At 69.3% G+C, this 26113-nt stretch carries 22 protein-coding genes; 18 read left to right on the top strand and 4 right to left on the bottom strand.

Features of this window, described 5'->3' with window-relative positions; all coding sequences use genetic code 11:
- Window positions 1–250 precede the first annotated feature (250 nt).
- The 3 genes from D7Y15_RS16645 (at window position 251) to D7Y15_RS16635 (ending at window position 4521) form a co-directional block, all read left to right on the top strand.
- The gene (locus D7Y15_RS16645; RefSeq protein WP_148712785.1) at window positions 251–1774 is read left to right on the top strand and encodes a hypothetical protein; all 1524 of its coding nucleotides are present in this window, start codon (window positions 251–253) and stop codon (window positions 1772–1774) included.
- Between the two features lie 24 nt (window positions 1775–1798).
- Window positions 1799–3715 (top strand): hypothetical protein, encoded by a 1917-nt coding sequence (locus tag D7Y15_RS16640; protein ID WP_121753194.1) that lies wholly within the window; start codon window positions 1799–1801, stop codon window positions 3713–3715.
- A gap of 62 nt (window positions 3716–3777) precedes the next feature.
- Complete coding sequence (locus D7Y15_RS16635) at window positions 3778–4521, top strand: glutathione S-transferase family protein (protein WP_121753193.1); 744 nt, start codon at window positions 3778–3780, stop codon at window positions 4519–4521.
- Window positions 4522–4539: 18 nt separating this feature from the next.
- Here the strand turns inward: D7Y15_RS16635 and D7Y15_RS16630 are convergent, their stop codons facing one another.
- Window positions 4540–4923 (bottom strand): hypothetical protein, encoded by a 384-nt coding sequence (locus D7Y15_RS16630; protein WP_121753192.1) that lies wholly within the window; start codon window positions 4921–4923, stop codon window positions 4540–4542.
- A gap of 153 nt (window positions 4924–5076) precedes the next feature.
- Between D7Y15_RS16630 and D7Y15_RS16625 the strand changes: the two genes are divergently transcribed.
- The 5 genes from D7Y15_RS16625 to D7Y15_RS16605 all read left to right on the top strand — a co-directional run bounded on the left by D7Y15_RS16625 (window position 5077) and on the right by D7Y15_RS16605 (window position 8949).
- On the top strand, window positions 5077–6264 hold the full coding sequence (locus tag D7Y15_RS16625; RefSeq protein ID WP_233604978.1) for a hypothetical protein: 1188 nt from the start codon (window positions 5077–5079) through the stop codon (window positions 6262–6264).
- A complete protein-coding gene (locus D7Y15_RS16620; RefSeq protein ID WP_121753190.1) occupies window positions 6261–6623 on the top strand; it encodes a hypothetical protein in 363 nt (120 codons plus the stop codon). Before D7Y15_RS16625 ends, D7Y15_RS16620 begins: the two co-directional genes overlap by 4 nt.
- Window positions 6624–7032: 409 nt before the next feature.
- Window positions 7033–8217 (top strand): TIGR02269 family lipoprotein, encoded by a 1185-nt coding sequence (locus D7Y15_RS16615; RefSeq protein WP_233604977.1) that lies wholly within the window; start codon window positions 7033–7035, stop codon window positions 8215–8217.
- The gene (locus D7Y15_RS16610; protein WP_120581761.1) at window positions 8214–8576 is read left to right on the top strand and encodes a DUF2019 domain-containing protein; all 363 of its coding nucleotides are present in this window, start codon (window positions 8214–8216) and stop codon (window positions 8574–8576) included. The genes D7Y15_RS16615 and D7Y15_RS16610 overlap by 4 nt, the downstream gene beginning before the upstream one ends.
- 10 nt (window positions 8577–8586) lie before the next feature.
- Entirely contained in the window at window positions 8587–8949 is a 363-nt protein-coding gene (locus D7Y15_RS16605) for a hypothetical protein (protein ID WP_121753188.1), read from the top strand.
- Here the strand turns inward: D7Y15_RS16605 and D7Y15_RS16600 are convergent, their stop codons facing one another.
- Genes D7Y15_RS16600 through D7Y15_RS16590 form a run of 3 tightly spaced genes read right to left on the bottom strand, consistent with a single transcriptional unit; the run spans window position 8950 to window position 11892 of the window.
- Entirely contained in the window at window positions 8950–9723 is a 774-nt protein-coding gene (locus tag D7Y15_RS16600) for a hypothetical protein (RefSeq protein WP_120580756.1), read from the bottom strand.
- Window positions 9720–10700: an RNA ligase family protein gene (locus tag D7Y15_RS16595; RefSeq protein ID WP_120580755.1), complete on the bottom strand. Its 981-nt coding sequence runs from the start codon at window positions 10698–10700 to the stop codon at window positions 9720–9722. The genes D7Y15_RS16600 and D7Y15_RS16595 overlap by 4 nt, the downstream gene beginning before the upstream one ends.
- A gap of 4 nt (window positions 10701–10704) precedes the next feature.
- Window positions 10705–11892 (bottom strand): DUF4388 domain-containing protein, encoded by a 1188-nt coding sequence (locus D7Y15_RS16590; protein ID WP_120580754.1) that lies wholly within the window; start codon window positions 11890–11892, stop codon window positions 10705–10707.
- A gap of 244 nt (window positions 11893–12136) precedes the next feature.
- On the opposite strand from D7Y15_RS16590, the gene trpS reads away from it, so the two are divergent.
- From trpS to D7Y15_RS16540, 10 genes are all read left to right on the top strand, one after another.
- Window positions 12137–13150, top strand: a complete 1014-nt coding sequence (trpS, locus tag D7Y15_RS16585) for a tryptophan--tRNA ligase (RefSeq protein WP_120580753.1) — start codon at window positions 12137–12139, stop codon at window positions 13148–13150.
- A 138-nt stretch (window positions 13151–13288) separates the two neighbouring features.
- Window positions 13289–14164 (top strand): ScpA family protein, encoded by an 876-nt coding sequence (locus D7Y15_RS16580; protein ID WP_120580752.1) that lies wholly within the window; start codon window positions 13289–13291, stop codon window positions 14162–14164.
- Window positions 14151–15152: an SMC-Scp complex subunit ScpB gene (gene scpB / locus D7Y15_RS16575; protein ID WP_120580751.1), complete on the top strand. Its 1002-nt coding sequence runs from the start codon at window positions 14151–14153 to the stop codon at window positions 15150–15152. The genes D7Y15_RS16580 and scpB overlap by 14 nt, the downstream gene beginning before the upstream one ends.
- Before the next feature lie 27 nt (window positions 15153–15179).
- On the top strand, window positions 15180–17771 hold the full coding sequence (locus D7Y15_RS16570; RefSeq protein WP_121753187.1) for a pseudouridine synthase: 2592 nt from the start codon (window positions 15180–15182) through the stop codon (window positions 17769–17771).
- Between the two features lie 97 nt (window positions 17772–17868).
- Complete coding sequence (locus tag D7Y15_RS46755; RefSeq protein ID WP_121753186.1) at window positions 17869–19986, top strand: HEAT repeat domain-containing protein; 2118 nt, start codon at window positions 17869–17871, stop codon at window positions 19984–19986.
- On the top strand, window positions 19987–21894 hold the full coding sequence (locus D7Y15_RS16560) for a cyclic nucleotide-binding domain-containing protein (RefSeq protein WP_121753185.1): 1908 nt from the start codon (window positions 19987–19989) through the stop codon (window positions 21892–21894).
- 108 nt (window positions 21895–22002) lie between these two features.
- A complete protein-coding gene (locus D7Y15_RS16555) occupies window positions 22003–22917 on the top strand; it encodes a hypothetical protein (protein ID WP_126935366.1) in 915 nt (304 codons plus the stop codon).
- Window positions 22918–22923: 6 nt separating this feature from the next.
- On the top strand, window positions 22924–24639 hold the full coding sequence (locus tag D7Y15_RS16550; protein ID WP_120579052.1) for an AMP-binding protein: 1716 nt from the start codon (window positions 22924–22926) through the stop codon (window positions 24637–24639).
- Window positions 24640–24653: 14 nt separating this feature from the next.
- Window positions 24654–25040, top strand: a complete 387-nt coding sequence (locus D7Y15_RS16545) for a DUF4280 domain-containing protein (protein ID WP_120579051.1) — start codon at window positions 24654–24656, stop codon at window positions 25038–25040.
- A complete protein-coding gene (locus D7Y15_RS16540) occupies window positions 25033–26112 on the top strand; it encodes a type VI secretion system protein IglI family protein (protein WP_121753183.1) in 1080 nt (359 codons plus the stop codon). Before D7Y15_RS16545 ends, D7Y15_RS16540 begins: the two co-directional genes overlap by 8 nt.
- Window position 26113: the final 1 nt, after the last annotated feature.

Here is a 26113-nt window from a genome sequence, read left to right as displayed (position 1 = left end):
ACCCTGGACCGCGGGGAGGGGGCGGGGCGTGCGTCACGCGAGAACGCAATCGCTTGCGGTGAAGACGCGCTTCGAGCGGGTGGGCGTGCCGCCGAAGCCGGCTCGCAGAGGAAACGACGCATTCCTGGGAAGTGGATCGCCGTGTGCAGTGCAGGGCGGACGCGGCGGACAGCGGGTCCGCCGCCCTGTCGCACGGTCTCGCGTACCACCCCACTCGGGCGCGGTGTGGCCCACGAAGGTCTGCTCGTCCATGAAGCGTTCTCGCCAATCCCTGATGTCAGGCGTCCTGAGCCTTACCGGCTGCGTGGCGCTGTCCCTCTCCGGCTGCAAGGTGCCGGAGGCCGACGCGGCGGAATCAAAGTCTCCGCCCAAGAAGGCGCCCACCGCCAACGTGGTGCCGGTCTCCGCCACCGCGCCCGCGGAGCCCGCGAAGGCCCGCACGCCGTTCGCCGCGGCCCGCGAGGCGTTCGAGCGCAACTCCGTGAACGCCAACCCCTTCGCGGACAGCAACGGCAGCATTCCGCCGTCCTGGCAGTACTCGGGCCCGATGTTCAGCCTGAGCCACGACTATCCGCAAACGCCCGTGGCGCCGCCCGCCAATCCGCCGTGGATCGCCGCGCTCAGGGGGCAGCCCATCTCCAAGGCGAACGCGCTCGCGTACGTCAACGCGCTGAAGGCCTACATCGCGCCGTCCATGCAGACGCTGCTCTACAACTATCCCCGGTGGGATGCGGCGAAGGAGGGTTGGTACAACGAGCCGTGGCTCGCCTCCATCCGCGAGAGCATCCACGGCACGTACGTGGGCTCCGAGTTCCCCGCGGCCACCTTCGCCGCGTCCGGCCTCAAGGTCGACATGACGACGTACGTGCTCACCTACTACGACAAGGTGGCGGCGTCCGCGCTGGGGCAGGTGTGGGGCAAGACGGCCATGAGCCCCACGCTCACCAACACGTCCGCGCAGTTCCCGGAAGGGTCCATCGTCATCAAGGTGGCGTTGACCAGCGCGCTGGCGAAGGACTGGCCGGTGATGCAGGGCGCGTCGCTGTGGCCCGTCTACGTGCCGCCGCCCAACGGGCCCACGGGCGCGAAGCCGGTGACGATGAACGCGTCGATCATGCAGTTCGACATCATCGTCAAGGACACCAAGTCGTCGCCCAAGACGGGCTGGGTGTTCTCCACGCTCGTCTACGACATGCGAGTGCCGGGCAGCCCCTGGGACAAGATGATCCCCCTGGGCGCGATGTGGGGGGATGATCCCAACGTCAACTCCACGCTGAACCCGGGCACGCCGCTGCAGGAGACGGTCATCAACCCCGCGGCGCCCGCGTACTCCACGGCGACGCTGGGGTGGGGTGGCCGTCTGTCCGGCCCGAACGACGGCGCGGTGGTGGCACCGGCCTCCATCAACGGGCAGATCGTGCCGGCCGTGCAGGCCTCGTCGTGCATGAGCTGCCACAGCGTGGCGGAGTGGCCCATGAAGACGTTCCTGCTGCCCACCACCACGATGCCGCCGACGGTCGTGGGCGACGCGCTGGTCCTCGAGCAGCCCGGTTCCGCGGCCTGGATGAAGTGGTTCCAGGACAACCCGGGCAACGTGCCGCTGGATCCCGGGACGGTGCCCATGGACTTCGACATGGTGTTCGCCTTCAAGTCGCTGCCCGCGTGGCAGGCGGCGACGCAGGGCAACAGCGGCATGAAGGCCTTCGAGGCCGTCGACCTGCTCCGTGGCACGCAGCCCGTGAACCCGCGCGACCTCAAGTACAACGGCCAGTAGGCCCGTGACCTCCGGGAGGACCCCATGTCCATCTTCGACAAGGCCATCATCGGCGCCGGTGGCGGTGCCATGTATTACCTCGATGCGCGCATGGGGTCCGACCTCACGTCGGACGTCCGGGAGCAGTTCAAGAAGCAGTTCGGGAAGATCAAGAACGAGGAGGCTCGCAGGAAGGCGCTGAAGCACCTGCTGTTCGTCGGTGACAAGGACATCGACATGCAGAAGGCCCCGGAGGACAAGTCGCTCCTGGACCTCACGTCCGAGCGCGCCGTGCTCAAGAACACGGTGCTCATCGGCATGAGCAATCCGTGGCACATCGGCAAGAACGACCGGTACACGGGGCGAGGCGGCAACTACGTCGTCAATCACACCCGCCAGGTCATCAGCACCCGGCCGCTCTCTTCCTTCAAGAACACCCAGTCCCGGAGCAAGGTGAAGGAAGAGTGGGAGCGGGTCTTCAACACGAGTGACCCCGTCGACGGAGAGGATGTCCTGTTCGAGCAGTCCCAGGGCTACACGACCCGCGAGAGCTTCAAGGACGAATGGTTGAACGTCATCGGCCGCGCCATGAACCGGGGCCTGACCCGTGTCTGGGGCAACGTGACGAAGATCGAGTGGAAGCCGAACATCGACGAGGACAAGGCGCACTTCGAGATCACCTTCACGCCGATGAAGTCCGAGAAGGTGCGTGACCCCATCAAGGCCCGCGAGCTGCTCCTGATGACGGGCAACGGGAGCTACCTCAAGCCCACGGAGGCCAACGGCATCAAGGTCCCCAAGGGGTGGGAGCGGGACCGGCGGATCATGGACATGGATCAGCTCATGCGCTTCCTCGTGGTGAACGGGAAGAAGCGCAAGCGGATCGTCGTCCAGGGTGGGAACGCGGCGATCGACGCGGTCGAACAGGCCATCCGCTATGGCCATGAGGTGCACTGGCTGGTGCGGTCCGGCGTGAACATCCTCGCCAACTCCCTGCTCGTGCACGCGCCCAGGCTCGCCAAGAGTGGGACCTACGTGAACCAGTCCGTCACGTCGGAGTTCAAGAAGGGGGTGAGCCTGGCGGAGGTCGCAAGCTCCAGCAGCACGCAGCTCCGCGTGCAGGCCTACTCGCTGGAGGATGAGAAGGCGGGCAAGGGCGAGAACGAGGTCATCACGAAGAAGAAGACGCTCGTCACGGACATCCAGGACGTCGACATCTACGTCTACTGCATCGGCCAGGAGGTGAATGACAGCCCTTCGGGGGTGGCGAAGCTGCTGGTCAGCAGCGACCTCCTCAAGCAGAAGGGCCGGGGGGTCGACGAGTCAGAGCTGGAGCTCATCTGCGACGAAGGCTGGCTCTTCCGGAGCCTGTCGCACCGCGAGAACGCCGTGAAGGAGGCCGCCATCGGGCTGCGGAAGAGGTTCTCGGAGCGATGCCGCATCGACGTCCTGGGCGCGGCTTCCTTCATGCTGGTCTCGCCCCAGGGAAATCTCGGGAGCAAGCTGAAGCCCCTGACGAACTATCAGATTCAATCCGTCGCGGACGTGCGCCAGTTGGCGGCGCTCAAGGACGTGATGCGGGCGTACTGCAACACCCTGAGCGGCGCCTCGCTGGATCCGAAGAACGTCAACTTCCTGGGCGGCACGAAGAACGAGATCGCCGCCTTCATCGCCATGCACCACGAGTTCATCCCCCCGGTCGTCGCGGACGAGCTCACGCACTTCCTCATGCGCGTGCGGACCCGCGAGGAGTTCACCAACGGCTACACCGGGGACGAGATGGCGGACATCCGGGAAGCACTGAAGGGGATCGACGACTACTTCAGGATCCGTGAAGAGGTCCGGACGTTCCTCGAAACGAAGATGACCCAGGTGGTGATGGACTACCGGAAGCTCATGCTCGCTCCGTTCCAGGAGGAGATCTCCACCCTGAAGTGGGCAGACATCCTCCGGGAGGACTGAGCCGGACCGCCTTCACACTATCCTGACAGACGGCTGTCACAGCGGAGGCATAGCGTGGCTTCATGACCCCGAACGCCTTGCCACCCCTGACCCTGCTGGAGCTGGCCGACACCGGCCTGCCTGGCGTCGAGAGCTACTCGCCGTTCTGCCTGAAGGCCCACCGGGCCCTGAAGTACGCGGGGCTGCCCTACGCGCGAGGCTGCGCGGACAACCCGGCCTCGCACCGCGCGCACAATCCCACGGGACAGGTGCCTGTGTTGCTGGTGGGGGCGGAGGCGGTGCCGGACTCCACGGCCATCCTCGCGCGCATCCAACAGCTGGCGCCGGGCCGCATCGACGCGTCGCCAGAGGCGCTGCTCTGGGAGGAGCTGGCGGACACGTCCCTCAATGGCTTCCTGGTCGCGGCGCGCTGGGCGGATGACCGCAACTGGCCCCGGACGCGCGCCACGTTCTTCCACTTCATGCCGGCGCCAGTGCGCGCGGTGGTTCCGACGCTGATCCGGCGCAAGCAGGTGGAGCGGTTGGTGGCGAGGGATGTCTGGCGCGCGGGCCCGGAGGCCTGCTGGCGCCGGTTCGGGGCGCTGTTGGATCAGCTGGATGCGCGGGCGCCGGAGCAGGGCTTCTGGTTGTCAGGGGCGCTGAGCGTGGCGGACCTGGCCCTGTTCGCGCAGCTGCACAGCCTGCGGACGCCGCTCACGCCGTGGCAGGGCGCGGAGGTGGATCGGCGCGAGCGGTTGAGCGCGTGGCTCGGGCGGGTGGATGTGGCGACCCGGATGGCGAGCGTGCCCCTGCGCGCCGCGAGCTGATGGCGACTGGAGGCCGGCTCACCGGACGAAGCCGGCCACGGGACTTTCGAAGACCTTGCTCACGACGTTCATGGTCCGGAGCCAGGCCTGCGCCTCCTCGCTGAGCCGACCGTAGACGCGCACGTCCACGGGCTTCGCGACGCCGAGGAGCGCCTTGAACTCCGGCCACCCGGAGATCCTCCGGATGTGTTCCATGACCTGGCGCGAGTCCGCGAACGCGATGACCGCGCCGACCTCCGTGTCGTCGGGCCGGGCGTGAAATTGGATGCTGAGCAGGCTGCTCACGCCTTCGGTCTCCAGACGCTGCACCGCGGCCTGAAGGGTGGCGTTGAAGACAGGGAAGGGCGCCGTCCGTTCAAGCACCTCAACGAGGGTGATCCGCTCACGGGCTGCTGGGTCCATCCGCGCGCTCCCTTCTTCAAATACCCACCGGGCTTCCCCTCGGGTCGAGCCACACGCTAGGGAGTGGACCCGGAGGGGTCCATGGCCTTTCGAGTCCAGATCGCTGTCCTGATCCTCGCCTTGCTCAGTGCGTGTGCCACCCCAAGGGGCAGGGTGCGGCTGGATACCGGCGAAGGTGCACCCATCGAGTACAGCCCGCCTTCTCCCATCCAGGCCGTGACCGTGGGGCAGGGTGCCTTCGAGAAGGCGCTGACCGAGCTGGTTCTGGTGACACCCCTGCACCTCCGGGCTTCGCGGTCAGTGGAATGGGTCCGCGCGTCCTTCTCCCGAGGGCCGCAGGCGTCGGACCGTGCCTTCGGGGGCTACTGCGAGCCGGGACTTCGTAGGGGCGACTGCATCTCGCTGCTCGAAGACGTGATGGGGCTGAGCGACTGGGACAAGTTCGGCGTGGCGCTCGCGCTGTCCCTGGACCCACTCAAGGAGAGCATCTCCAGGGCCGTTGAGGAGACCCTGGCGCCCCAGCTCTTCTACTCGATGATTGCCACCGGACTCGTGACCTGGGCGGCGCTGGCCGCGAATCCCGAACCGGCCTTCACCAAGGCCGCCGCGGTCATCTCGGCGCTGCTGCTGATCTACCTGGGCGCGGAGACGTTCCTGGAACTGATTGAAGCAAGCCAGGACCTGAAGCTCGCGACGGACGGGGCCACCACCTGGAAGGAACTGGATGCATCCGGCCAGCGCTTCGCGGCCCGGGTAGGGCCATCCATCGCGCGAGTCCTGGTCCTCGCGGTCACGGTCGCTGTGAGCCATGGCATGACCGGTGGCGCGTCGTTGCTGGCGGCCCGGGTTGCGCCGCTGCCGAACTTCCCGGGAGGCGCGGCAGGGGCCTCACGTGTTGGCGTCAACGTCGCGAGCCTTGAGCAGGTGAGGGCGGTGTCCGTCTCGGGCGGCGTCATCACGCTCGCTCTGCCGTCCACGGCCGTCGCCATGGCGGCGAAGCCTCCGGCCAGCACCACGCCAGGCGGGGCGCGTTCCTGGAACTCCTTCAGCGGCCTCAAGCAGGCCCGAGGACCCGCAGGGCCAGGAAAGCAGTGGCACCACATCGTCGAGCAGACGGACGGCAACGTGCGGCGGTTCGGTCCCCAGGCCCTGCACAACACCGAGAACGTGATCGCCCTCGACGAATCCGTCCACCAACAAATCAGCAGGTACTATTCATCGAAGGATCCCTTCACCACGGGAGTACAAACGACTGTGCGGCAATGGTTGAGCGGTCAATCCTTCCAGGCCCAACGGGACTTCGGGATGATGATCCTCATGCGCTATGGCGTCGCCCCATGAGTGCCCGCAAATTTCAGAAGGCCAGCATCGAAGAACTCGTCCAGTGGTACGCGGAGGGGTCGGTCGCATACGGGAAGGCCCTGGAGGCCGCCGACTCGCGGGCAGCAAACCGCGCCAACGACAAGCTCGTGGGAGCCTACCAGGAGCTCCGGAGCCGTGGTGCGACGTCCCAGCTCATCCCGCTGCTCAAGAGCGAGGACGAAACCCTCCGGATGCACGTCGCGGCCCATGTCCTGGAATTCGCCCCCGAGCTTGGCGAGCCGACTTTGCTCTGGCTCGCCAAGCGTCCCGGGCTCCTCGGGTTCCGTGCAGAGTACGTCCTCAAGGCCTGGCGCGAGGGCACGCTCAAGTTCCCCTGAGTGCGTCCCGGATTTTCAGCTTCCGCCCTGGGAGGTGCGGAGGTGGAGCGGCCGGGTGGACGCGGCGACCCGCATCGCGAGCATGCTTCTGCGTGCCGTGAGCAGGGTGGCGACAAAGACAGGGAAGGGTGCCGTCCGTTCGAGCACCTCCACGAGGGTGATCCGCTCACGGGCTGATTGCTCCAACCGCGCCTTCGCTGTGGGATCTCATGACGCGTACCCATGGCCTGCGGTTTAGGAAACCGCAGGCTCCGCCTTCGGACCTGGCGCTCGGATCCCGCCCAGGCTCTTCCCCTCGGGTCGAGCCACACGCTAGGGAGTGGACCCGGAGGGGTCCATGGCCTTTCGAGTCCAGCTCGCTGTCCTGATCCTCGCCTTGCTCAGTGCGTGTGCTGCCTCAAGGGGCAGGGTGAGGCTGGATACCGGCGAGGGCGCCCCCATCGAGTACAGCCCGCCTTCTCCCGTCCGGGCCGTGACAGTGGGGGAGGAGGCCTTTGAAGAGGCGCTGACCGAGCTGGTTCTGGTGACACCCCTGCGCCTCCGGGCTTCACGGCCGGGGGAATGGGTCCGCGCGTCCTACTCCCGAGGGTCGCAGGTGTCGGACCGTGCCTTCGGGGGCTTCTGCGAGCCGGGGCTTCGTAGGGGCGACTGCATCTCGTTGCTCGAAGACGTGATGGGGCTGAGTGACTGGGACAAGTTCGGCGTGGCGCTGGCGCTGTCACTCGACCCACTCAAGGAGAGCATCTCCAGGGCCGTGGAGGACACCCTGGCGCCCCAGCTCTTCTACTCGATGATTGCCACCGGACTCGTGACCTGGGCGGCGCTGGCCGCCAATCCTGAGCCTGCCTTCACAAAGGCGGCCGCGGTCATCTCGGCCCTGCTCCTGGTCTACCTGGGCGCGGAGACGTTCCTGGAGCTGATTGAGGCGAGCCAGGACCTGAAGCTCGCGACGGACGGGGCCACCACCTGGAAGGAACTGGATGCATCCGGCCAGCGCTTCGCCACCCGGGTCGGTCCATCTATCGCGCGAGTCCTGGTCCTCGCGGTCACGGTCGCGGTGAGCCACGGCATGACGGGTGGCGCGTCGTTGCTGGCGGCCCGGCTTGCGACGCTGCCGAACTTCCCGGGAGGCGCGGCGGTGGCCTCACGCGTTGGCGTCAACGTCGCGGGCCTTGAGCAGGTGAGGGCCGTGTCCGTCTCGGGCGGCGTCATCACGCTCTCGCTTCCGTCCACGGTGGTTGCCATGGCGGCGAAGCCTCCGGTCAGCACCACGCCAAGCGGGGCGCGTTCCTGGAACTCATTCAGCAGCCTCAAGCGGGCCCGAGGACCCGCAGGGCCAGGAAAGCAGTGGCACCACATCGTCGAGCAGACGGACGGCAACGTGCGGCGGTTCGGCCCCCAGTCCCTGCACAACACCGATAACGTGATCGCGATCGACGAAGCCGTCCACCAGCGGATCAGCGCGTACTATTCATCGAAGGAAGTCGCTCTTACGGGAGTGCAGACGATTCGGCAATGGTTGAGCGGCCAGTCCTTCCAGGCTCAACGAGACTTCGGCATGAAGACCCTCATTCGCTTTGGAGCTGTCCCTTGAGTACCCGCAAGTTCCAGAAGGCCAGCAACGAAGAGCTCGTCCAGTGGTACGCGGAGGGGTCGGTCGCATACGGGAAGGCCCTGGAGGCTGCGGACTCGCGGTCAGCCAATCGCGCCGCCGACAAGATCTCTGGAGCATACAGAGAGCTTCGGAGCCGTGATGCGACGTCCCAGCTCCTTCCCCTTCTCCAGAACGAGAACGAAACTGTCCGAACCAACGTTGCGGCCCATGCCCTGGAGTTCGCTCCTGAGTTCGGCGAACCCGTACTGCTCTGGGTCTCTAAGCGTCCGGGGCGCAATGGGCTCGCTGCGGAATACGCACTCAAAGCCTGGCGCGAGGGCACGCTCAACTTCCCCTGATCGTCAGCCCATGAGTGCCCGCAAGTTCCAGAAGGCCAGCATCGAGGAACTCGTCCATTGGTACGCGGAGGGCTCCATCGCCTACGAACAAGCGCTGGAGGCTGCGGACTCGCGGTCCGCCAATCGCGCCCAGGACAAGGTAACGGGGGCGTATCGCGAGCTTCGAAACCGGGCAGCCACCTCGTTGCTCCTTCCCTTGTTGCAAAGCAAGGACGAGATCATCCGGTCCTTCGTCGCGACACATGCCCTGGAGTTCGCACCCGAGTATGGCGAGCCCGTCCTTCTTTGGCTCGCGGCTCGGCCGGGGCCCAACAGGACCCCTGCAAAGTACGCGCTCAAGGCCTGGCGCGAAGGCACGCTCGAGTTCCCCTGATCAGGTTCCGGCCGCGTGGGGAACGGGCTCCTGGTCCGCATCCAGGAAGACCTGCCGTGCGGCGTCCACCGTGTTGCGCAGATACTGAAGGTAGCTGGCCGAGCCCCCGATGCTGGCACCCGGATCCTGGCGCTGGAGTTCCTCGAAGAAGCGCTCTCCATACCGGTCCAGTGTGAGCCGGAGGACCGCGAGCCGGAGCACCGCGGCCGTCTCACTGGAGTCCCGCGAAAGCAAAGCCAGCGCCTGGATGTGGTGGCGCACGTCCAGGTGTCCCGCGAGGGAGACCGCAGCCACCCACTCGTTCGCGCACTGCTCCGGATTTTCTTCCGCGACGAGCGGCGCGTAGTGCGTCCACGCGTCTCCACAGAGTGGATCCAACTGGAGGGCTTCGCGAAGGCCCGCCTTTCGTGCCTCGGGCTCGGAGAGCCGTGAGGCCTCGGCGGCGCGCATGGAGGCCCGCCGCACTTGACGGTGTCCCTCGCCAAAGTCCTGCTGGAGCAGGGGCGTGATGTAGTGGCGCAACACGCGGGCCGCGTCCAACCGGCTGTTTCCGTCAAACCACTGCGCATAGAGTCGCGACGCCGTGTCGAAACTTCGCAGCGCGAAGTGCGCGTCCGCGAGCAGCGCCGTGGCGAGCGGATCATTACCTCGCTCCACGAGCTGCTCGGCACATGCCCGGGCCTGCCGACGACAGCCACGCGCGAGCAGGGCGCGTACCTGGTCGTGCGGCTTGAGGCCCGATGCGAGCGGGGACGTTCGTTGGCGGAGCGTCATTCGGACTTCAACGCGACATCCACGGCCTCCCGGATGAGCGGCCGGGCAAGCTCACGAACATGTGCGGACAGCCGTTCCTCGCTCGCCGGATCCAGGGCCTGACACGCGGTGGGGAAGGCCAACTCCAGATCCACCCGGACATCCAGCTCCACCTCGCTCAACACGGCCTCGGCATCATCGCGCCCGCACTTCGAGAGGGCACTGGAGATCCGCGCGGGATTCACCAGACGTGAGGACCAGTCCTGCAGCTCCGCGAAGGACAGCCGCTGGTGGGCATCCCATGCCGTGCTCTCGTCGAAGCGGGCCTCGTTGAACTCCTCGATCTTCCGCTTGAAGGCGACGCGCTGCCCCGGTGACACGGGCTGCTCACTCTTGATGACGAGCCCCTCCGCATGGTTGTCGGCCAGCGGGGGCAGGCCCAGCATCGCCGGGAGCCGCGTCAGCGCTCGCGTGGGCGCGGCTTCCATCTGCGCCCGGGTTCCTCGCGCCACGAGGGGAGGGACGAGCACCCCGGCGGCCCTCGCGGCCGTCTCCACGTCGCGATGCGAGAGCATCACCCCTTCGTCCTCGTCCGACCGGGCCACGAGGATATCGAACAGCACCCAGTGAAGGCCCGGCGCGTACCAGATGCCCGTCTGGACCGGCATCATTCCAGGCACGGCCGGGACCTCCGGGTGGGGATAGCGGCCTCCCAACAGCTCTCCGTACAGGTAGACGCGCGCGCCGGTGAGCCCCAGCGTCCGGACCGCCTCCAGCGCCGCGTTGCTCAAGGACAGGCGCAACAGCTGCCATCCAAAGAAGGAATCTCCCTCCTCGAGCCAGGCCTTGCGCTTGCCAAAGTGCACCGCCCCGTCCTGCACGCCCAGGACGAGCTGCGCGCCATGGAGCTTCTCCAGTGCCACCCAGCTCCCGGAAGGACTGGCCTGCCCCCGTGCATCACCCGCGGAGGACATCTTCAGGAAGGGTCGGAAGCGCATGGCCTCAGTTTCCGCCGAGGTCCCCCAGATTCAAACCGTAGGGATCCGTCGTCGTCCGCCTCGGTGCCGGCTCCGGCGTACCAGGCGCCAGCGGGGCCACGCGGATCAGCCCCGCGGCCCTCAGCCGCTCCACGGACCGTGACGCGGCCAACTCACCCATCGCCGCCGTGCGCAACGCCTGACGGATGCTCCGGCTGCCCCTCAGCTTGGAATAGAGATACAGGTCGTCCGCCGTCAGATCCGCCGGGGCAGGGCGGGGAATGGGCTCGAACACCAGCCTCCCGTCCAACGCGAACAGCGCGTCACTCAACGCCAGCGTCAGCCCCACCTCCGCCTCGCGGTACAGCGCGTGCGCCTCCGGCACCGGCCCCCGCTCCAGCACCTGTGCCGCCAACGCCACCGCCAGGTCGTACTTGCGCGACGACAGGAACGCGCGCACCAGCGCCAGCAGCTCCGTGAACTCCGTGGACTCGCCCACCGTGAGGCCCGTCGCTCGGTGCGGCGCCAGCGCTCCCCGCCGGTACAGGTGCAGCACCCAGCGCGCCGCGAACAACGGGGCCTCCCTCGCGCTCGCCAGCAGTTCGCCCAACGTCGCGCCTCCGGCCGCCAGATCCAGGAGCACGTCCTCCTCCTCGGAGAACGTCTCCACCGCGAACTCGCGGAACACCCGGAACGTGGTGTCCAGGCGCGGGAAGATGTCCCGGAACTGCGCCCACTCCTGCACCCTCGCCACCGCGTCCCGGTGCAGCGTGCTCAATGGCAGCCGCAGGCCCACCGCCCGCCCGGACAGGGGCAGCCCCGGCGTGAACTCCACCTCGCCCGACTCCCAGGCGTAGCAGTCGAACAGCGCCTCGCGCGCCTTGTGCTCCATGGCCTCCGTCAGCTGCGACAGCTCCACGAAGCAGCGCTGCACCAGGAACGTGCCGTAGGGCAGGTTCGCCCCTTCCGCCGCCTCGAACGCCGCCGCCGCCCGGGGCGCGTCCAGGATGCGCAGGTTCACCAGCACCTGCGCCAGATGCTCCCTCGGATCCGTGGAGGCCACCCCCACCAGGTGCCCGTCCCGCAGGTAGAACTCCCGGCGCACCGCGCCCCGCTCCACCCGCAGCGTCCCCTCCACTCCAGGCGTCGCGAACAACGGAGGCAACACCAACTGGAGCCGGTAGCTGGCCAGGTTTCCTGTGAACGCTTCCATCCGTGGGCGCCCTCCAAGGCACGTCGCATGCTGCGCCGGCCGCCAGGGTACCTGGGAGACTTGAGCCCTCTCAACCCCCTGAAACTGCTGGTCTTTTCCTGCCCGGACGAAATGTTCCAGAAATGCCGGGCGCGCGAGTGTCAGGCATTGGAATGGCTCACCTGTCCCAACGGAAGGTTGCAGCATGACGGCGGGTGTGCGAACGAGCCGTGTCCTCCACCCGTCATTGGGAGCACGAATCGCGATGCGGATTCTCTCAGGCGTCCAGTCGTCCGGAAAGCTGCACATCGGCAACTATTACGGGGCGATGCGGCAGTTCGTGCAGCTCCAGGACCAGGGCGAGGCCTACTACTTCATCGCCAACTACCACGCGCTCACCACCGTCCGGGACCCGAAGCTCGCGCTGGAGCTGACGCGCGACGCGGCGCTCACGTACCTGTCGCTGGGCCTGGATCCGAAGAAGGCCGTCCTCTTCCGCCAGAGCGACGTGAAGGAGGTGCTGGAGCTCAACTGGATCCTCGGCACCGTGGTGCCCCAGGCCCACCTGGAGCGCGCCCACAGCTACAAGGACAAGGTCGCCCGCGGCATCAGCGCGGACTTCGGCCTCTACGCGTACCCCGTCCTCATGTCCGCGGACATCCTGCTCTACAGCGCGGATCAGGTGCCGGTGGGCAAGGATCAGATCCAACACATCGAGTTCGCACGCGACTGGGCCGTGAAGTTCAACACCCAGTACGTCCCCGGCTACGACCCGGCGGATCCAGAAGGGAAGGAGCGGGGCCACGCGCCCGGCATCCTCAAGCTTCCTGCCGCCTTCGTGCAGGAGAACGCCGCCACCGTGCCCGGCATCGACGGACAGAAGATGTCCAAGTCCTACGGCAACACGCTGGAGCTGTTCGGCGAGGAGAAGGACATCAAGAAGCGCATCATGTCCATCAAGACGGACTCCACGCCCGTGGACGCGCCCAAGCCCACCGTGGACGCGCCGCTGTATGACCTCCTCAAGTTGATGCTCCCGCCCGGCGAGTTCTCCGACGTGGACGCGTCCTGGAAGGCCGGCGGCAAGGGCTACGGCGACTTCAAGAAGAAGCTCCTGGAGGCCTTCCACGTCACCTTCGGCCCCGCCCGCCAGCGCCGGCAGGAGCTGCTCAACGACCCCGGGGAACTGGAGCGCATCCTCGCGGACGGCGCCAACCGCGCCCGGGCGGAAGCCACCCGCCTGATGGACCAGGTGAGGCGGGCAGTGGGAATCCCCTGAACGCCCGTTCCTGTTCAAATGTTTGACCCCCCTGGGAGGCATTGCTAAGGAGGTCTGTCCCCCCGGCGCGCGTAAAGGCCGGAAATTCGGACCCTTACGCATGACGAAGTTCCCATCCCCCCAGAAGGACGCCGGCCGGTGAGCGAAGGTCGCAAGCCCCCACCGCCGGACGACCTCCCGCCGGACCCCGACGGGGAGGGATTGCCGCGCACGCCCGGAGACGCCTTCCGGGTGGCGCTGCCCAACTTCGAAGGTCCCCTGGACCTGCTGCTCCATCTCATCAAGGAGCACCGGGTTGACATCTTCGACATCCCGCTGGCGCTGATTACCGGCAAGTACCTCGAGTACCTGGAGCGGATGCGGGAGCTGAACCTGGACATCGCCGGGGAGTTCCTGGTGATGGCCTCCACGCTCGCCCACCTCAAGAGCCGCATGCTCCTGCCCCGGCAGGACGCGGCCCAGGTGCCGGAAGGGGCGGACGCGCTCGCGGCGGTGGAGGAGGCGCAGGACCCTCGCGCGGAGCTGGTGCGCCGACTGTTGGAGTACCAGAAGTACAAGGACGCCGCGGAGCACCTGGCCAAGCAGGACATCCTGGACCGGGACGTGTTCGCCCGGAAGGTGCCCGTGGAGGCGGTCCCCATCCCCGAGGACGAGGTGGGGCTCCAGGAGATCTCCGTCCTGAAGCTGGTGGAGGCGCTCGACCGGGTGCTCGAGCGGCTGACGCCCAAGGTGCAGCACGAGGTGGTGCTGGAGCGCGTCAGCCTGTCCGAGGCCATCCTCCGGTTGGCGGAGCGCGTGAAGAAGGACGGGCAGGTGGTGTTCGAGGCGCTGTTCACGGAGGCGGCCACGCGCCAGGAGGTGGTCATCACCTTCATCGCCATGCTGGAGATGGTGAAGCGCCGCCTCATCAAGGTCTTCCAGGAGGAGCCCCTGGGCCCCATCCAGGTGACGCCCAACGGGGACGCGCTGGAAAAGCTCATCCCCACGGAGGTCGACGAGAGTGACTACCGGTAACGGTCCCGACGACGGTGACGAGACGCCCGCCCCCGGCACGCCCGGCGGCCCCGGACAGTTCTCCGAGGAGGAGATCGCCGCGGTCACCGGCCCTGGCCCGGACGACGCGGAGCTGGACGGGGTGGAGGCGGCCGCCATCGAGGAGGACTCGGACGACACCGAGAACGTCCCGGACCTCCAGTCCTCCTTCGAGAAGCTGCTCGCCAAGAGCCGCAACCTCTCCCCGGACCGCATCCGCACGGTGCTGGAGAGCGTGCTCTTCGTCGCCGAGCGCCCCCTGTCCGTGGACGAGCTCTACCAGGCCACCGGCATCCCGAGGGATCCCATCCTCCAGGCGCTGGATCAGCTCTCCGGCATCCACCGCGAGGGCATCAGCGGCGTCGTCCTCTACGAGGTGGCGGGCGGGTGGCAGTTCCGCACGGACCCCCACTCCGCGGAGTACGTCCGGCGCTACCTCCGGGTGAAACCGCAGCGGCTCACCCGCGCGGCGGTGGAGACGCTGGCCATCATCGCGTACCGCCAGCCCGTCACCCGGCCGGAGCTGGAGGACATCCGCGGCGTGGACTGCGGCGCGGTGCTCAAGGCGCTGATGGACCGCAAGCTGGTGAAAATCCTGGGCAAGCGGGAAGAAGTCGGCCGCCCCATTCTTTATGGAACCACGCGCGAGTTCCTGGAGTTCTTCGCGCTGAAGGACCTCTCCGCGCTGCCCACGCTCCGGGAATTCCATGAGTTGACCCAGGAGCACCGGGAAATCGTGGAGAAGGAGGCGGCTCCGCCGGTACCGGTGGCGTCGGGGACGGTGGCGGCGCTGTCGGACCCGGGGTTCACGAAGCGGATGGAGAAGAACGAGGCGGCCAGCGAGGCAGCCTTGGAGGAGCTGGAGGAGGCCATGGCGGCCGCGGAGCGGAGCCAGAAGGTCAGCGCCAGCATCCTGGAAAGCCCCCCTTCGCCCGAGAAGGGTGATAGCGAGGGCCCCAAGCCCGAGTGATGGGCGGCAACTGGAAGAAGGCACGGAATGGCGGCGGAACGTTTGCAGAAGTACCTGGCTCGCGCGGGAGTTGCTTCGCGCCGGCACGCGGAAGAACTCATCACCTCCGGTCGCGTCGGAGTGAACAACGAGACGGTGACGGAGCTGGGCAGCCGGGTGGAGCCCGGAGTGGACCTGGTGACCGTCGATGGGAAGCTCGTCACGCCGCCGGAAGAGTCGTCCTACTACCTGCTGTACAAGCCCGTGGGCGTCGTGACGACGCTGTCGGATCCGCAGGGCCGGCCCACGGTGGCCAGCTATGTGGAGGAGACGGGCCGCCGCCTGTTCCCCGTGGGACGTCTGGACTACGACGCCGAAGGGGCGCTGCTCTTCACGGATGACGGCGCGCTGGCGCACAAGCTCACGCACCCGAGCTTCCAGGTGCCGCGCACGTACCTGGCGAAGGTGAAGGGCGTGCCGGACTTCCCCACGCTGGAGAAGCTGCGCGGTGGCGTGCGGCTGGAAGACGGCATGGCCACGCCGGTGTCCGTGGACATCTTCGAGAAGGCCGAGCGCAACACCTGGCTGAAGATCGTCGTGGCGGAAGGTCGTCCGCACCTCATCAAGCGCCTGTGCGCGGCGGTGGGGCACCCGGTGGTGCGCCTGTTCCGTCCGAACTACGCGGGCGTGGGCGTGGAAGGGCTGCGCCCTGGCGAGCTGCGGCCGCTGAAGGTCGCGGAAGTGCTGCAGCTCACGGAGGTGGCGGAAGGCCGTGCTCAGCCGGCGTCCTCGGACCTGAAGCTGCCGCCGCGCCGTCACGGGCGTTCGGCGCCGGGCTTCGGCGGGGCGGATGACGACGACATCGAGTTGTCGATGGACGACGACGCACCGGCCGCGCCGCGCAAGACGGAGCGCGCGGCGAAGAAGGCTCCGACGGGGCCCAAGACGCGCGAGGCGCGCCCGGAGCGCAAGGAGTGGAAGGGCGTGCAGGACGGAGGCACGCGTCCGCCGAAGTTCGCGAAGCGCGGGGCGACGCTGGAGACGGACAACGACGCGGATCTGGATGACGTGCCGACGTTCGACGACGACGGTGACGAGGCGGAGTCGGACGTCGCCGAGGGAGCCACCTACGGCAAGGCCGCGCGAGGCGCGGGCCGTTCCGGCAAGCCCGAGGGTGAGCGTGCCCCCCGTGGCGCCGCGCGGTTCGGCAAGCCGGCCGGTGCGGGTCGTTCCGAGGGTGATGCGCCGCGCGGTGGTAGCCGGTTCGGCAAGCCGGCGCGCGGTGGTGACGAGGGCGGTGCTCCGCGCGGTCGCAGCTTCGGCAAGCCGGCCGGTGCGGGCCGTGGCAGTGATGAGGGCGGTGCTCCGCGCGGTCGCAGCTTCGGCAAGCCCGCCGGTGCGGGCCGTTCCGAGGGCGGTGCCCCTCGCGGTCGCAGCTTCGGTGACGAGGGTGGAGCTCCTCGCGGTCGCAGCTTCGGCAAGCCCGCGGGTCGCTTCGGTGACGAGGGCGGCGCGCCTCGCGGTCGCAGCTTCGGCAAGCCCGCCGGTGCGGGTCGTGGCGGTGACGAAGCTCCTCGCGGTCGCAGCTTCGGCAAGCCCGCGGGCCGCTTCGGTGACGAGGGTGGTGCTCCTCGTGGCCGCAGCTTCGGCAAGCCTGCTGGCCGTTTCGGTGACGAGGGCGGCGCTCCTCGCGGTCGCAGCTTCGGCAAGCCTGCCGGTGCGGGCCGTGGCGGTGACGAGGCTCCTCGCGGGCGCAGCTTCGGCAAGCCTGCTGGCCGTTTCGGTGACGAGGGCGGTGCGCCTCGCGGCCGCAGCTTCGGCAAGCCGGCCGGTGCGGGTCGGGGTGGTGACGAAGCTCCTCGTGGTCGCAGCTTCGGCAAGCCCGCAGGCCGTTTCGGTGACGAGGGCGGTGCGCCTCGCGGTCGCAGCTTCGGCAAGCCCGCCGGCCGCTTCGGTGCGGAGGGCGGCGCTCCTCGTGGTCGCAGCTTCGGCAAGCCTGCCGGTGCGGGTCGTTCCGAGGGCGGTGCCCCTCGCGGTCGTAGCTTCGGTGACGAGGGCGGCGCTCCTCGTGGCCGCAGCTTCGGCAAGCCCGCCGGCCGCTTCGGTGCAGAGGGCGGCGCTCCTCGTGGTCGCAGCTTCGGCAAGCCTGCCGGTGCGGGCCGTGGCGGTGACGAGCGCGCCCCGCGCGGTCGCTCCTTCGGAGACGAGGGCGGCGCTCCTCGTGGCCGCAGCTTCGGCAAGCCCGCCGGTGGTGGCCGTTTCGGTCGTGAAGAGGGCGGCGCTCCTCGTGGCCGCAGCTTCGGCAAGCCCGCCGGTGCCGGTCGCTCCGAGGGCGGTGCTCCTCGTGGCCGCAGCTTCGGCAAGCCCGCCGGCCGCTTCGGCGCGGAGGGCGGTGCTCCTCGCGGTGGTGCCCGCTTCGGCAAGCCCGCCGGTGCAGGCGGTGCTGCTCGCGGAGACCGTCCCGAGCGTCGCGAGTGGAAGCCCCGGGGTGAAGACTCCGGCAGCCGGTCTCGCGGCGGCGGTGAGTCCTCGTCCAGCGGCACTGGCGAGCGCATCGTCCGCGCGGGCGTGAGGAAGGCCCCCCCGGGCGAGCGTGGAGGGGCAGGCCGTCCGCCCCCTCGTGGTGGCCGCTCCCGCTAGAACACCCCTCCTCCTGGGTCGCTCCGTCGGTGGGCGGCCCGGGAGGGCGTTGATATAACCGCCGCCTACCTCCAGCGTCCGCCGCTCCGGGAGAACGATGCGAATCCGCGTGCGACCCCTCTTCCTCGCCCTGACCCTCCTCGTCGGGTGCAACGGCAACCGGGATCAGCTCCTCGCGGAGATCCAGGACCCCCGTCCCGAAACCCGCGCTGCCGCCGTAAGGAAGCTGGCCGAGCAGAACAACGCGGACGACCTGGTCCTCTTCACCCGGGCCGCCAAGGACCTCTCCGCCTTCGTCCGCGGTGAAGCCGCCAGCGCGCTCGGGGAGAGCCAGGACCCGCGCGTCGTGGATCTGCTCGGAGAGCTCCTGGAGGATCCGGACGAGGCCGTGCAGGGCCAGGCCGCCCTGGCGCTCGCCAAGGTGAAGAACGACAAGGCCAAGGCGTACCTCACGCTCCAGTACGGACGGCGGGGTCGCGCCACGCGCCAGGTCATCGTCCAGGCCCTCAAGAGCACCAACGTCCCTGGCGCCATGGCCTCCGTCGTCGCCGCCGAATCCAAGGGCCTCTGGGACCGCAACCTCCTGGCCCTGACCGAAGGCGTGCTCCCGGAACGCGTGGGCGCCGCGGAGGAGCTGGGCAAGAGCGGCCGCCCGGAGGCGGTGAACCGGCTGCTCCCCATGGTGCGTGACAGCCAGGTCATCCTCGCCGCCGCCGCCGTGCGCGGGCTGGGTGACGCGGGCGACACCCGCGCGGTGGCCCCCATCGCGCTGCTCCTCGACGAGAGCTTCCCGGAGCTTCGTGAGTCCGCCATCAGCGCGCTGATGAAGCTTCAGGATCCCACGGCCGCGACGAAGCTCCAGGCGGTGGCGGTGGAGAAGAGCGCGGTGAGCCCGCTGGCCACCGACGCCATCCTGACCTTCCCGCGCACGCCCGCGACGGACGCCGCGCTGTGCGCCATCGCGCTCGACGGCGCCCGGGACGAAGCCCTCGACGCCGCCCGCGCCATGCGTTCGCGAGGCGGCTGCCCGGCGGACCCCATCGCGGACCGGCTGTCGCGCCCCGCCTCCGCGGCTTCAGGGCTCCAGGCGGTGACGGGCCTGGGCCCGGCGGCGCAGGCGCTGCTGCCCAAGGTGACGCCGTGGCTCAACCAGCCGGACGTCGGGCTGCGCACGCTCGCGGTGGAGGCGGTGACGCACGTGGGCGATGCCTCCGTGGTGCCCGTCATCCAGAAACTCTACGAGCAGGAGGTCGCCGGGCTCGCGGCGCTGCGCGCGGACTGGATCCCGCAGGCGCTGCCACGGAAGTACGCCGCGGACCTGGATCCGTCGGCCCCGCGTGCGGAGGTGGCGAAGGCGAAGGAAGACAACCGGTCGTCCAAGCACGCGCAGCTCTTCGAGCGGCTCCAGGCGCTCAACGCGGCCCGCGCCAAGGAGGCCGGGCGCGTGGTGGTGCCTCCGCGAGTCCCCTCGGAGCTGAGCGACGACGTGGAGCCCGCGAAGCTGCAGCCGCTGGCCACGCTGCTCACCGCGCTGGGTGCGCTCAAGGCGCCCGGAGCGCTGGAGATCCTCAAGGGCTACACGGACGACGCGAGCCCGGTGCTGCGCGCGGCGGCGCTGGTGGGACTCGCGTCCGTGGGGCCGGAAGGCATCGAGGTGACCCGCACGGCGCTGCTGGAGCCCGACCGCGAGCTGCAGAAGACGCTGGCGCTGGCGCTGGCGGAGCAGGGTGAGGCCGGGCAGCTCGCCCTGGTGGCGTCGCTGCCGAAGATGGGCAGCGAGAAGCTGGTGGTCCTGGATGCGCTGACGCGCGTGGGACCGCCGCCGGCGTCCGCGTCCGAGGCGTTGCAGGGCGTGGTGAAGGAGGGTGGGGCGGAGGCGGCGCTCGCGGCGCAGCTCCTGGGGCGGATGGGCGCGAAGGACGCGGTGCCCACGCTGCTCAAGGCGCTGGACGACTCCAACAGCGTGGCCCGGCGCGACGTGCTGCTGGCGCTGGGAGTCATGGGCGACGCGAAGTCCGCGGAGGTGGTGGGGCGGGACCTGTACCACGACCTGCCGGAGATCCGGGCCGCGGCGGCCACGGCGCTGCGCAAGATGAACACGGGCGCGCAGGCCGAGCCGCTGGACGCGCTGAAGGGCGACTACTTCCGCGAGGTCCGCGTCGCGGCGGGGGCCTCGATGACGAAGGAAGGCACGGCGGCTGGCGGGGCGCGGTGAATGGAGTCGCGCGCGCTCAAGGACAAGGCGACGGAGGCCTTCGGCAAGGGCCGCTTCGCCAAGGCCGCCGAGCTGTACGAGGACTACTGCCAGGCGGAGCCGAAGGATCACCAGAGCCGCTTGCGCATGGGGGATGCGTGGTCCAAGGCCGGTCAGCGTGACCGCGCCGTCTCCGCGTACCAGTCCGCGGCGGAGGGCTTCGCGAAGGAGGGCTTCCTCCCGCGCGCCATAGCCGCGAGCAAGCTGATCCTCGAACTGGATCCGTCCCACCAGGGCGTGCAGCAGATGCTCGCGGACCTGTACGCGCGAAGGGGCACGCCGGCCACCTCCAGGGCGAAGCCGAAGGACGCCGCGCCCCCATCCACCCCTGCGAGCCTCATCACCCCTCGGGAGGTCCCGCCCGAAACCACCAGCCCCAGGCCCGTGCCCCCGGAGCCGCTGGAGGCCGGCGGGGCCCCGGTGGACCTGTCGGATGCGCTCCCGCCCGAGCTGGCCCTGTCGAACGCGCCCGTCGCGGATGACACCGAGGTGGTCCTCTCCGTCGAAGTCGAGCTCGAGCCCACGCAGGACGAGCCCAAGGCACCCACGGTGACCGAGGCCGCCGCGCCGCCACCCGCCGTCCCCGCACCCGCGGGCCAGTCCGTCCGAGTCGCACCGCCGTCCCCATCTCCCATGCCCGAGCTTCCCCAACTCCGGACGCCCAGCGGACGCTGGCAGGCGCTCGCGCCGCCCATCACGGGCCCCGAAACCACGCCGGCCTCCACCGCGCCGAAGCCTCCCTCACAGGCCGCGCCCCCGGGCCTGCGCCCCCGCCGCGTCGACACTCCGTCCAGGCCCATGGCCACGGTCGCCGCGGGTGCCTCCGTGGTGCCCACCACCGCCGGAGCCCCGGAGCCCTGGCGCGCGTCCCTGAGCGTCTCCAGCTTCACGGAGCTGGAGATCGAAGCGGACTCGCTGCTGCACGCGGTGGAGCTGGCGGCCCAGCGGGGACTGGCCGAACACGCGCAGGAAGAGGAGCCCGTCTACGAGCTGACCGAGGAGGCCGAGCCCACCTCGGACACCTGGGACGCGCTGCCGTCCATCCCGCTCTTCTCCGACCTGCCGCGCGACGCCTTCATCCAGCTCTTCGAACGCTGCCCGCTGCGCCGCTTCGGCCCCGGCGAGCGCATCCTCGCGCAGGGCTCGCACGGCGACGCCTTCTACGTCATCTGCGAAGGCAACGTGCGCGTCTTCCGCGAGGAGGACGGCCGCCGCCAGGACCTGGCCACGCTGGAGGTCGGCGCCTTCTTCGGCGAGATGGCGCTCCTGTCCGGAGCCCCGCGCGCCGCCTCCGTGGAGTCCGCGTCCGACGACACGCAGGTGCTCGAAATCTCCGCCGCCGTGCTGGCCACGCTCTCTCGGAGCCATCCGCCCGTGGCGAAGGCCCTCAAGAAGTTCTGCCGCGAGCGGCTCCTCGCGAACGTGATGAACAGCTCCGCGCTGTTCCGTCCCTTCAACCGCAAGGATCGCCGCAACCTGGTGGAGCGCTTCCGGGCCCGCGACGTGGAGCGCGGCGAAGTCATCATCCGCGAAGGCGACGCCACGGACGGCCTCTACGTCGTCCTCTCCGGCGAGGTGGAGGTCCACAAGGGCGGGCAGCGGCTGTCGACCCTGAAGGAAGGGGATCTGTTCGGAGAGATCTCCCTCCTGCAGAAGACCCCGGCCACCGCCACCGTGGAGGCCACGCGGCACACCACGCTGCTGCGCCTGCCGCGCGAGGACTTCGACTCGCTCATCTCCAGCCACCCGCAGGTCCTGATGCTCGTCTCGGACCTGAGCGACGAACGCCTGCGCCGCACGCAGCACGTGCTGGACAGCCAGACGGGGACGACGCCGGACGACGAGGAAGAAGACCTCATCCTCGTCTGACCTGCCCTCGCGGGTCCCCGGCCCCCAATCCCACCCCGCGAGTCACCTGACGCAGCCAGACAGTGCGCCAGGTTGTGACGCCCGGAAGCCCCCGCTATCCTGCCCGGCATGGCTGGAGGCCAGCACGCGACAGCGGGATTGGGGCCCGACGACATCGCCGAGCTGGAAGCCATTGGCTCCGAGCCCGGCTATGACGTGTTCCTGGCCCCTGCGCGCGCCCTCGAAGGCGCCGTGGAGGAGTGCCGCTCCAACATCGCGCTCGCGTTCCACAACACGAAGCGCGGGGTGGAGAGCGTCCTCGCCCGAGAGGCGGAGGTCGCCGCGCTCCCGGGTGTGAACGTGGAGGAGCTGCGCGAACTGCCGCTGCTCGCGCAGGGCCTGGCCTGGGCCGCGTTGCGCGTCCAGCGCGACATGCGGGCCAGCTCCTTCGGAGCCCTCTTCGACCGCGCCCAGCAGCTGCGCCGCAAGCTGCTCAAGACCGCGGAGGCGCTCGCGGAGTCCTCCTTCCTCGCCGCCGCGGACGTGACGGCCGCCCACGGAGAGGGCCACCGCGACGTGGTGGGGGACTGCCTGGGACTCGTGGCGCTGTTCCGCAGGCACGAGGAGAAGCTCGCCGGCCGTTCCCCTGTCACCCCCGAGGACGTGAACGAAGTGGAGCGCGTGGCGCAGCAGCTGCGCGCCCTGCTCGCTGCCCCGGGAGAGGCCCGCGAGGACGACAGCTCGCCGCTGCTCTTCGAGGCCACGGAGACGCGAGACCGCCTCTGGACGCTGCTCACCCGGCGCCACGACATCCTCTGGCGCTGTGGCGCGTGGCTCTTCGGCCGGGACGTGGACATGCACGTGCCGCCGCTCCTGGCCCGCCACCCGCTGGTGCGCGCCGTCGAGCCCACGTCCATCGAACGCGCGAAGCAGCAGACGCCAGGAAAGCGCGGGGCGACCCCGATCGACTACGCCCCGGAAACCAACGTGCGCTCCAAGGTCCGTTTCATGGTGAAGGTCGGCTTCGACTTTCCCTCCCGCTAGAGACCCATGCCTTTCGACGTGAAGGACATCCTCCGGCAGCTGGAAGCCGGCTTCGCCCCGGATTCAGGCGCTCCGAAGTGGTGGCAGGAGAGCTGGGAGGATCCGGAAGGGTTCGCCGTGGCGCTCGCGGAGGCCCACGCGGGCCGAGGCGTCCCGCCGCCCAAGAGCCGCCCGGGCCAGCAATACGACTTCTTCCATGATCTCATCGTGCGCCACGTCGCGCTGGAGCGCCCCGCGTTCCGCACGCACCAGCGCATCCAGGGTTGGCAGGCCCTGGCCTACCGCACCCTGCACGACCTGGCCTCGCGCCGCGCCAGCGAGTGGGCGGATCAGGGCGTGGAGCCGGGCGCCAAGGTGTGCCTGGTGCACGGCGTGGGGCAGGAGCTGCTCGTGTCGCTCCTGGCCACGCTGAAGCTGGGGGGCTGCTTCACGCTCCTGCCGCCCATGGGCCCGCGCGCCATGGCCACGCGGCTGGAGTCCCTGACTCCGGACTTCATCGCCGCGGAGCCCCACCAGCTCCCGCTCCTCAAGGGCCACGAGCAGCTGCTGCTCAAGAGCCAGGGGAGGGGAGCGCCGGGCTTCACGTCGCACACGTACAAGCCCTCGGATGTGGTGGGGCTGCTCTTCTCGCCGCTGGTGGATCCGCCGCACACGCCCGTGCCCCTCACCGCGGAGAACGCGTGGAAGGGCGCCATTGGCGACGGGATGCTCACCTTCGGCCTGTCGCCGGGGGACCTCCTCGCGGCGCCGGACTTCCCGGTGCTCCAGCACCTGCCCGCGCTCCTCTTCGCCACGCTCCTGCGCGGCGCCACCTACCTGCACCTGGAGATGGCGGACCTGGCGCTCAACCCGGCCCCGCTCCTGGAGCACCCGCTGCGCGCCCTGGGCGTCACGCCGAAGCTGCGCGATCTGCTCGTGCGCCACCGCGCCTCCCTGCGCAACGTGCAGCACTGGTTCCGCAGCCCGGAGGAGCCCTTCGACGCCCAGGCGTGGCGCGCGTGGGTGAAGCAGTGCGGCCTCCAGGCCGTGCCGTCCTCCAACATCCTCATCGACGCGTCCGCTGGCGGCGCGGTGCTGGCCTCGTCGCGCGGCGTGAGCGAGGCGACCACCGACGTGCACACGGACGTCTTCCCCGTCCCGGGCCGCGCGTGGACGCTGAAGGATCCGAACCAGAGCGGGCAGGGCGCTCCCACGGACGTGGGTGTCTTCACGCTCCTGCCGGACAAGGAATACCCGCCGGGCCACGTCCTGCTCGCGCGGATCCGCCAGCGCTACCACTACGCGGGCACGCTGGGCTTCCGGCACGACGGCCGCACCTACTCCGCGAAGGAGGTCACCGCCGCGCTGGAGGGCCTGCCGTTCCTCGCGGGCACCAGCGTGGTGCCGGTGTCCACCGGCGGCCTGGCCAGCCACTCCCGCTTCCTCCTCCTGGCCTTCACGGGGGCCACGCCTGCTCCCTCGTCCGGCGAGCAGGAGATAAACCGACGCATCGAAATGTTGCTGGGCGGGGATTTCCTGCCCGACCGGATCGAGTTCTTCCCGCTCTTTCCCCACCGGGTGAAGGGCGCGGTCGACGACGCATGGTGCGCCTCGCAGTTCTTCACCGGCGCGCTACACAAGAAGGCGAAGGACCCGATGTTCCAGGCCCTCACCGCCCTGCGGGGACGAGTGCTGGAAAGCTCCGCGGCTTCGGGCGAAGATGATCCGTCGCCAGCGCGCTGAAAAAGGAACGGCACATGGGTGCTCAGGTCGTGATGGGAGCGATGCTCCAATGCAGCTTCGGGATGGCGCCCTCGTCGCTGATGGTGCTGCCCGTGAACCGGATCATGGCCACCACGCCCGCGGCGAACATCATGGACAACAAGCCGTTCATGAACATCCTGCCCTTCGGCATGTGCCAGTCCCTGGCCAACCCCATGGTGGCGGCGGCGACCGCGGCGGCCCTCGGCGTCCTCACCCCCATGCCCTGCATCCCCGCCACCGCGGCCCCCTGGGTGCCCGGGTGCCCCAAGGTGCTCATCGGCAACATGCCGGCGCTGGAGAGCAACTCCAAGTGCATGTGCAGCTACGGCGGCGTCATCCAGGTCGTCTCCCCCGGACAGATGGTGGCCATCGATGGGTAGCCCCGCGCAGGTGTTGGAGGCCGTCGACTTCACGCTGCTCGACGTGGAGTTCACCACCGCCCCCGTGCCGCTCGACGAGTCCGAGGGCCCGGATCCGCGCCTGGAGGCCATCACCGGCTTCGTCGCCAAGAGCGAGTACGCGAACGCCGCCCGTGCCGCCGAGGGGCTCCTGCGCCAGGGAGTGCGCGACGTGCGCGTGGTGGGGCCGTACCTCTTCGGCCACTTCTTCGCGGAGGGCATGAAGGCGCTGCCCGTCCTGTTCCGTTCCCTCAAGCGCACGCTGACGGAGAACTGGGACTTCTTCGGCCCGATGGAGAAGAAGCTCGTCTTCGCGGACACCGGCCTGCGCTGGCTGCTGAAGATGATGGGCAAGCACCTGGAACACCACTCGCGCCTCAAGGACGCCCAGTGGCAGGCCTGGACCGCGCCCGGCAATCGCGAGCCCATCGAGGAAGCCCTGACCCTCGGGGATCCACTCATCGCCGCGCTCGCCATCCTGCAGAAGCCCGCGTGCATGGACGCCATGCGCTCGCTGCTGGGCGCGCTGCGCTCCCACGCCCAGGGCGTGCCCTTCCTACCCCCGCCGGATGAGCCCCAGTCCGAGGCCCCGGAGCCCGAGCTCGCCGCCGCTCCGGACGACGACGAGGAAGAGGACGACGAAGGGGAGGAGGAAGAGGAGGTCCGCCCCGTGCGCCGCAAGAAGGCCGCACGCCAGGAGGAACAGGACTCCGGCCCCAGCGTGCCCATGTCTCCCGCGCTCGCGCTGCTGGTCCGCAAGCTGTCTGCCTTTGAGGCGCTGGTGGAGAAAGAGGACTACTCCAAGGCGAGCGTCATCGCCGTGGACGTGCTCGCCACCGTGGAGCGCTTCGACCCGCGCGTGTTCCTGCCGCAGCTCTTCTCCGGCTTCTTCAATGGACTGGCGCAGCACGCGGAAGCCATTGAACCCATGCTGCACAACACGGAGACGCTGTCCTTCCGCGCCATGGATCAGCTCTACCGCGTGGACCTGGACGCGTTCCTCGTCGCGCAAGCGCGCCAGCCGCGCGGCGGCGGCTCGGAATACGACGAATAGC

The organism is Corallococcus sp. AB030, assembly GCF_003668965.1.
Lineage (GTDB): Bacteria > Myxococcota > Myxococcia > Myxococcales > Myxococcaceae > Corallococcus > Corallococcus exiguus.
The sequence above is the reverse complement of the archived record's forward strand: the minus strand, read 5'-3'. Positions and strand labels throughout refer to the sequence as shown.

What these genes read in the sequence shown, in the direction of transcription:
- D7Y15_RS16645 (WP_148712785.1), top strand. Translation starts at nt 251, where the DNA reads ATGAAGCGTTCTCGCCAATCCCTGATGTCAGGCGTCCTGAGCCTTACC.
- D7Y15_RS16640 (WP_121753194.1), top strand. Translation starts at nt 1,799, where the DNA reads ATGTCCATCTTCGACAAGGCCATCATCGGCGCCGGTGGCGGTGCCATG.
- D7Y15_RS16635 (WP_121753193.1), top strand. Translation starts at nt 3,778, where the DNA reads ATGACCCCGAACGCCTTGCCACCCCTGACCCTGCTGGAGCTGGCCGAC.
- D7Y15_RS16630 (WP_121753192.1), bottom strand. Translation starts at nt 4,923, where the DNA reads ATGGACCCAGCAGCCCGTGAGCGGATCACCCTCGTTGAGGTGCTTGAA.
- D7Y15_RS16620 (WP_121753190.1), top strand. Translation starts at nt 6,261, where the DNA reads ATGAGTGCCCGCAAATTTCAGAAGGCCAGCATCGAAGAACTCGTCCAG.
- D7Y15_RS16605 (WP_121753188.1), top strand. Translation starts at nt 8,587, where the DNA reads ATGAGTGCCCGCAAGTTCCAGAAGGCCAGCATCGAGGAACTCGTCCAT.
- D7Y15_RS16600 (WP_120580756.1), bottom strand. Translation starts at nt 9,723, where the DNA reads ATGACGCTCCGCCAACGAACGTCCCCGCTCGCATCGGGCCTCAAGCCG.
- D7Y15_RS16595 (WP_120580755.1), bottom strand. Translation starts at nt 10,700, where the DNA reads ATGCGCTTCCGACCCTTCCTGAAGATGTCCTCCGCGGGTGATGCACGG.
- D7Y15_RS16590 (WP_120580754.1), bottom strand. Translation starts at nt 11,892, where the DNA reads ATGGAAGCGTTCACAGGAAACCTGGCCAGCTACCGGCTCCAGTTGGTG.
- trpS (WP_120580753.1), top strand. Translation starts at nt 12,137, where the DNA reads ATGCGGATTCTCTCAGGCGTCCAGTCGTCCGGAAAGCTGCACATCGGC.
- D7Y15_RS16570 (WP_121753187.1), top strand. Translation starts at nt 15,180, where the DNA reads ATGGCGGCGGAACGTTTGCAGAAGTACCTGGCTCGCGCGGGAGTTGCT.
- D7Y15_RS46755 (WP_121753186.1), top strand. Translation starts at nt 17,869, where the DNA reads ATGCGAATCCGCGTGCGACCCCTCTTCCTCGCCCTGACCCTCCTCGTC.
- D7Y15_RS16560 (WP_121753185.1), top strand. Translation starts at nt 19,987, where the DNA reads ATGGAGTCGCGCGCGCTCAAGGACAAGGCGACGGAGGCCTTCGGCAAG.
- D7Y15_RS16555 (WP_126935366.1), top strand. Translation starts at nt 22,003, where the DNA reads ATGGCTGGAGGCCAGCACGCGACAGCGGGATTGGGGCCCGACGACATC.
- D7Y15_RS16550 (WP_120579052.1), top strand. Translation starts at nt 22,924, where the DNA reads ATGCCTTTCGACGTGAAGGACATCCTCCGGCAGCTGGAAGCCGGCTTC.
- D7Y15_RS16545 (WP_120579051.1), top strand. Translation starts at nt 24,654, where the DNA reads ATGGGTGCTCAGGTCGTGATGGGAGCGATGCTCCAATGCAGCTTCGGG.
- D7Y15_RS16540 (WP_121753183.1), top strand. Translation starts at nt 25,033, where the DNA reads ATGGGTAGCCCCGCGCAGGTGTTGGAGGCCGTCGACTTCACGCTGCTC.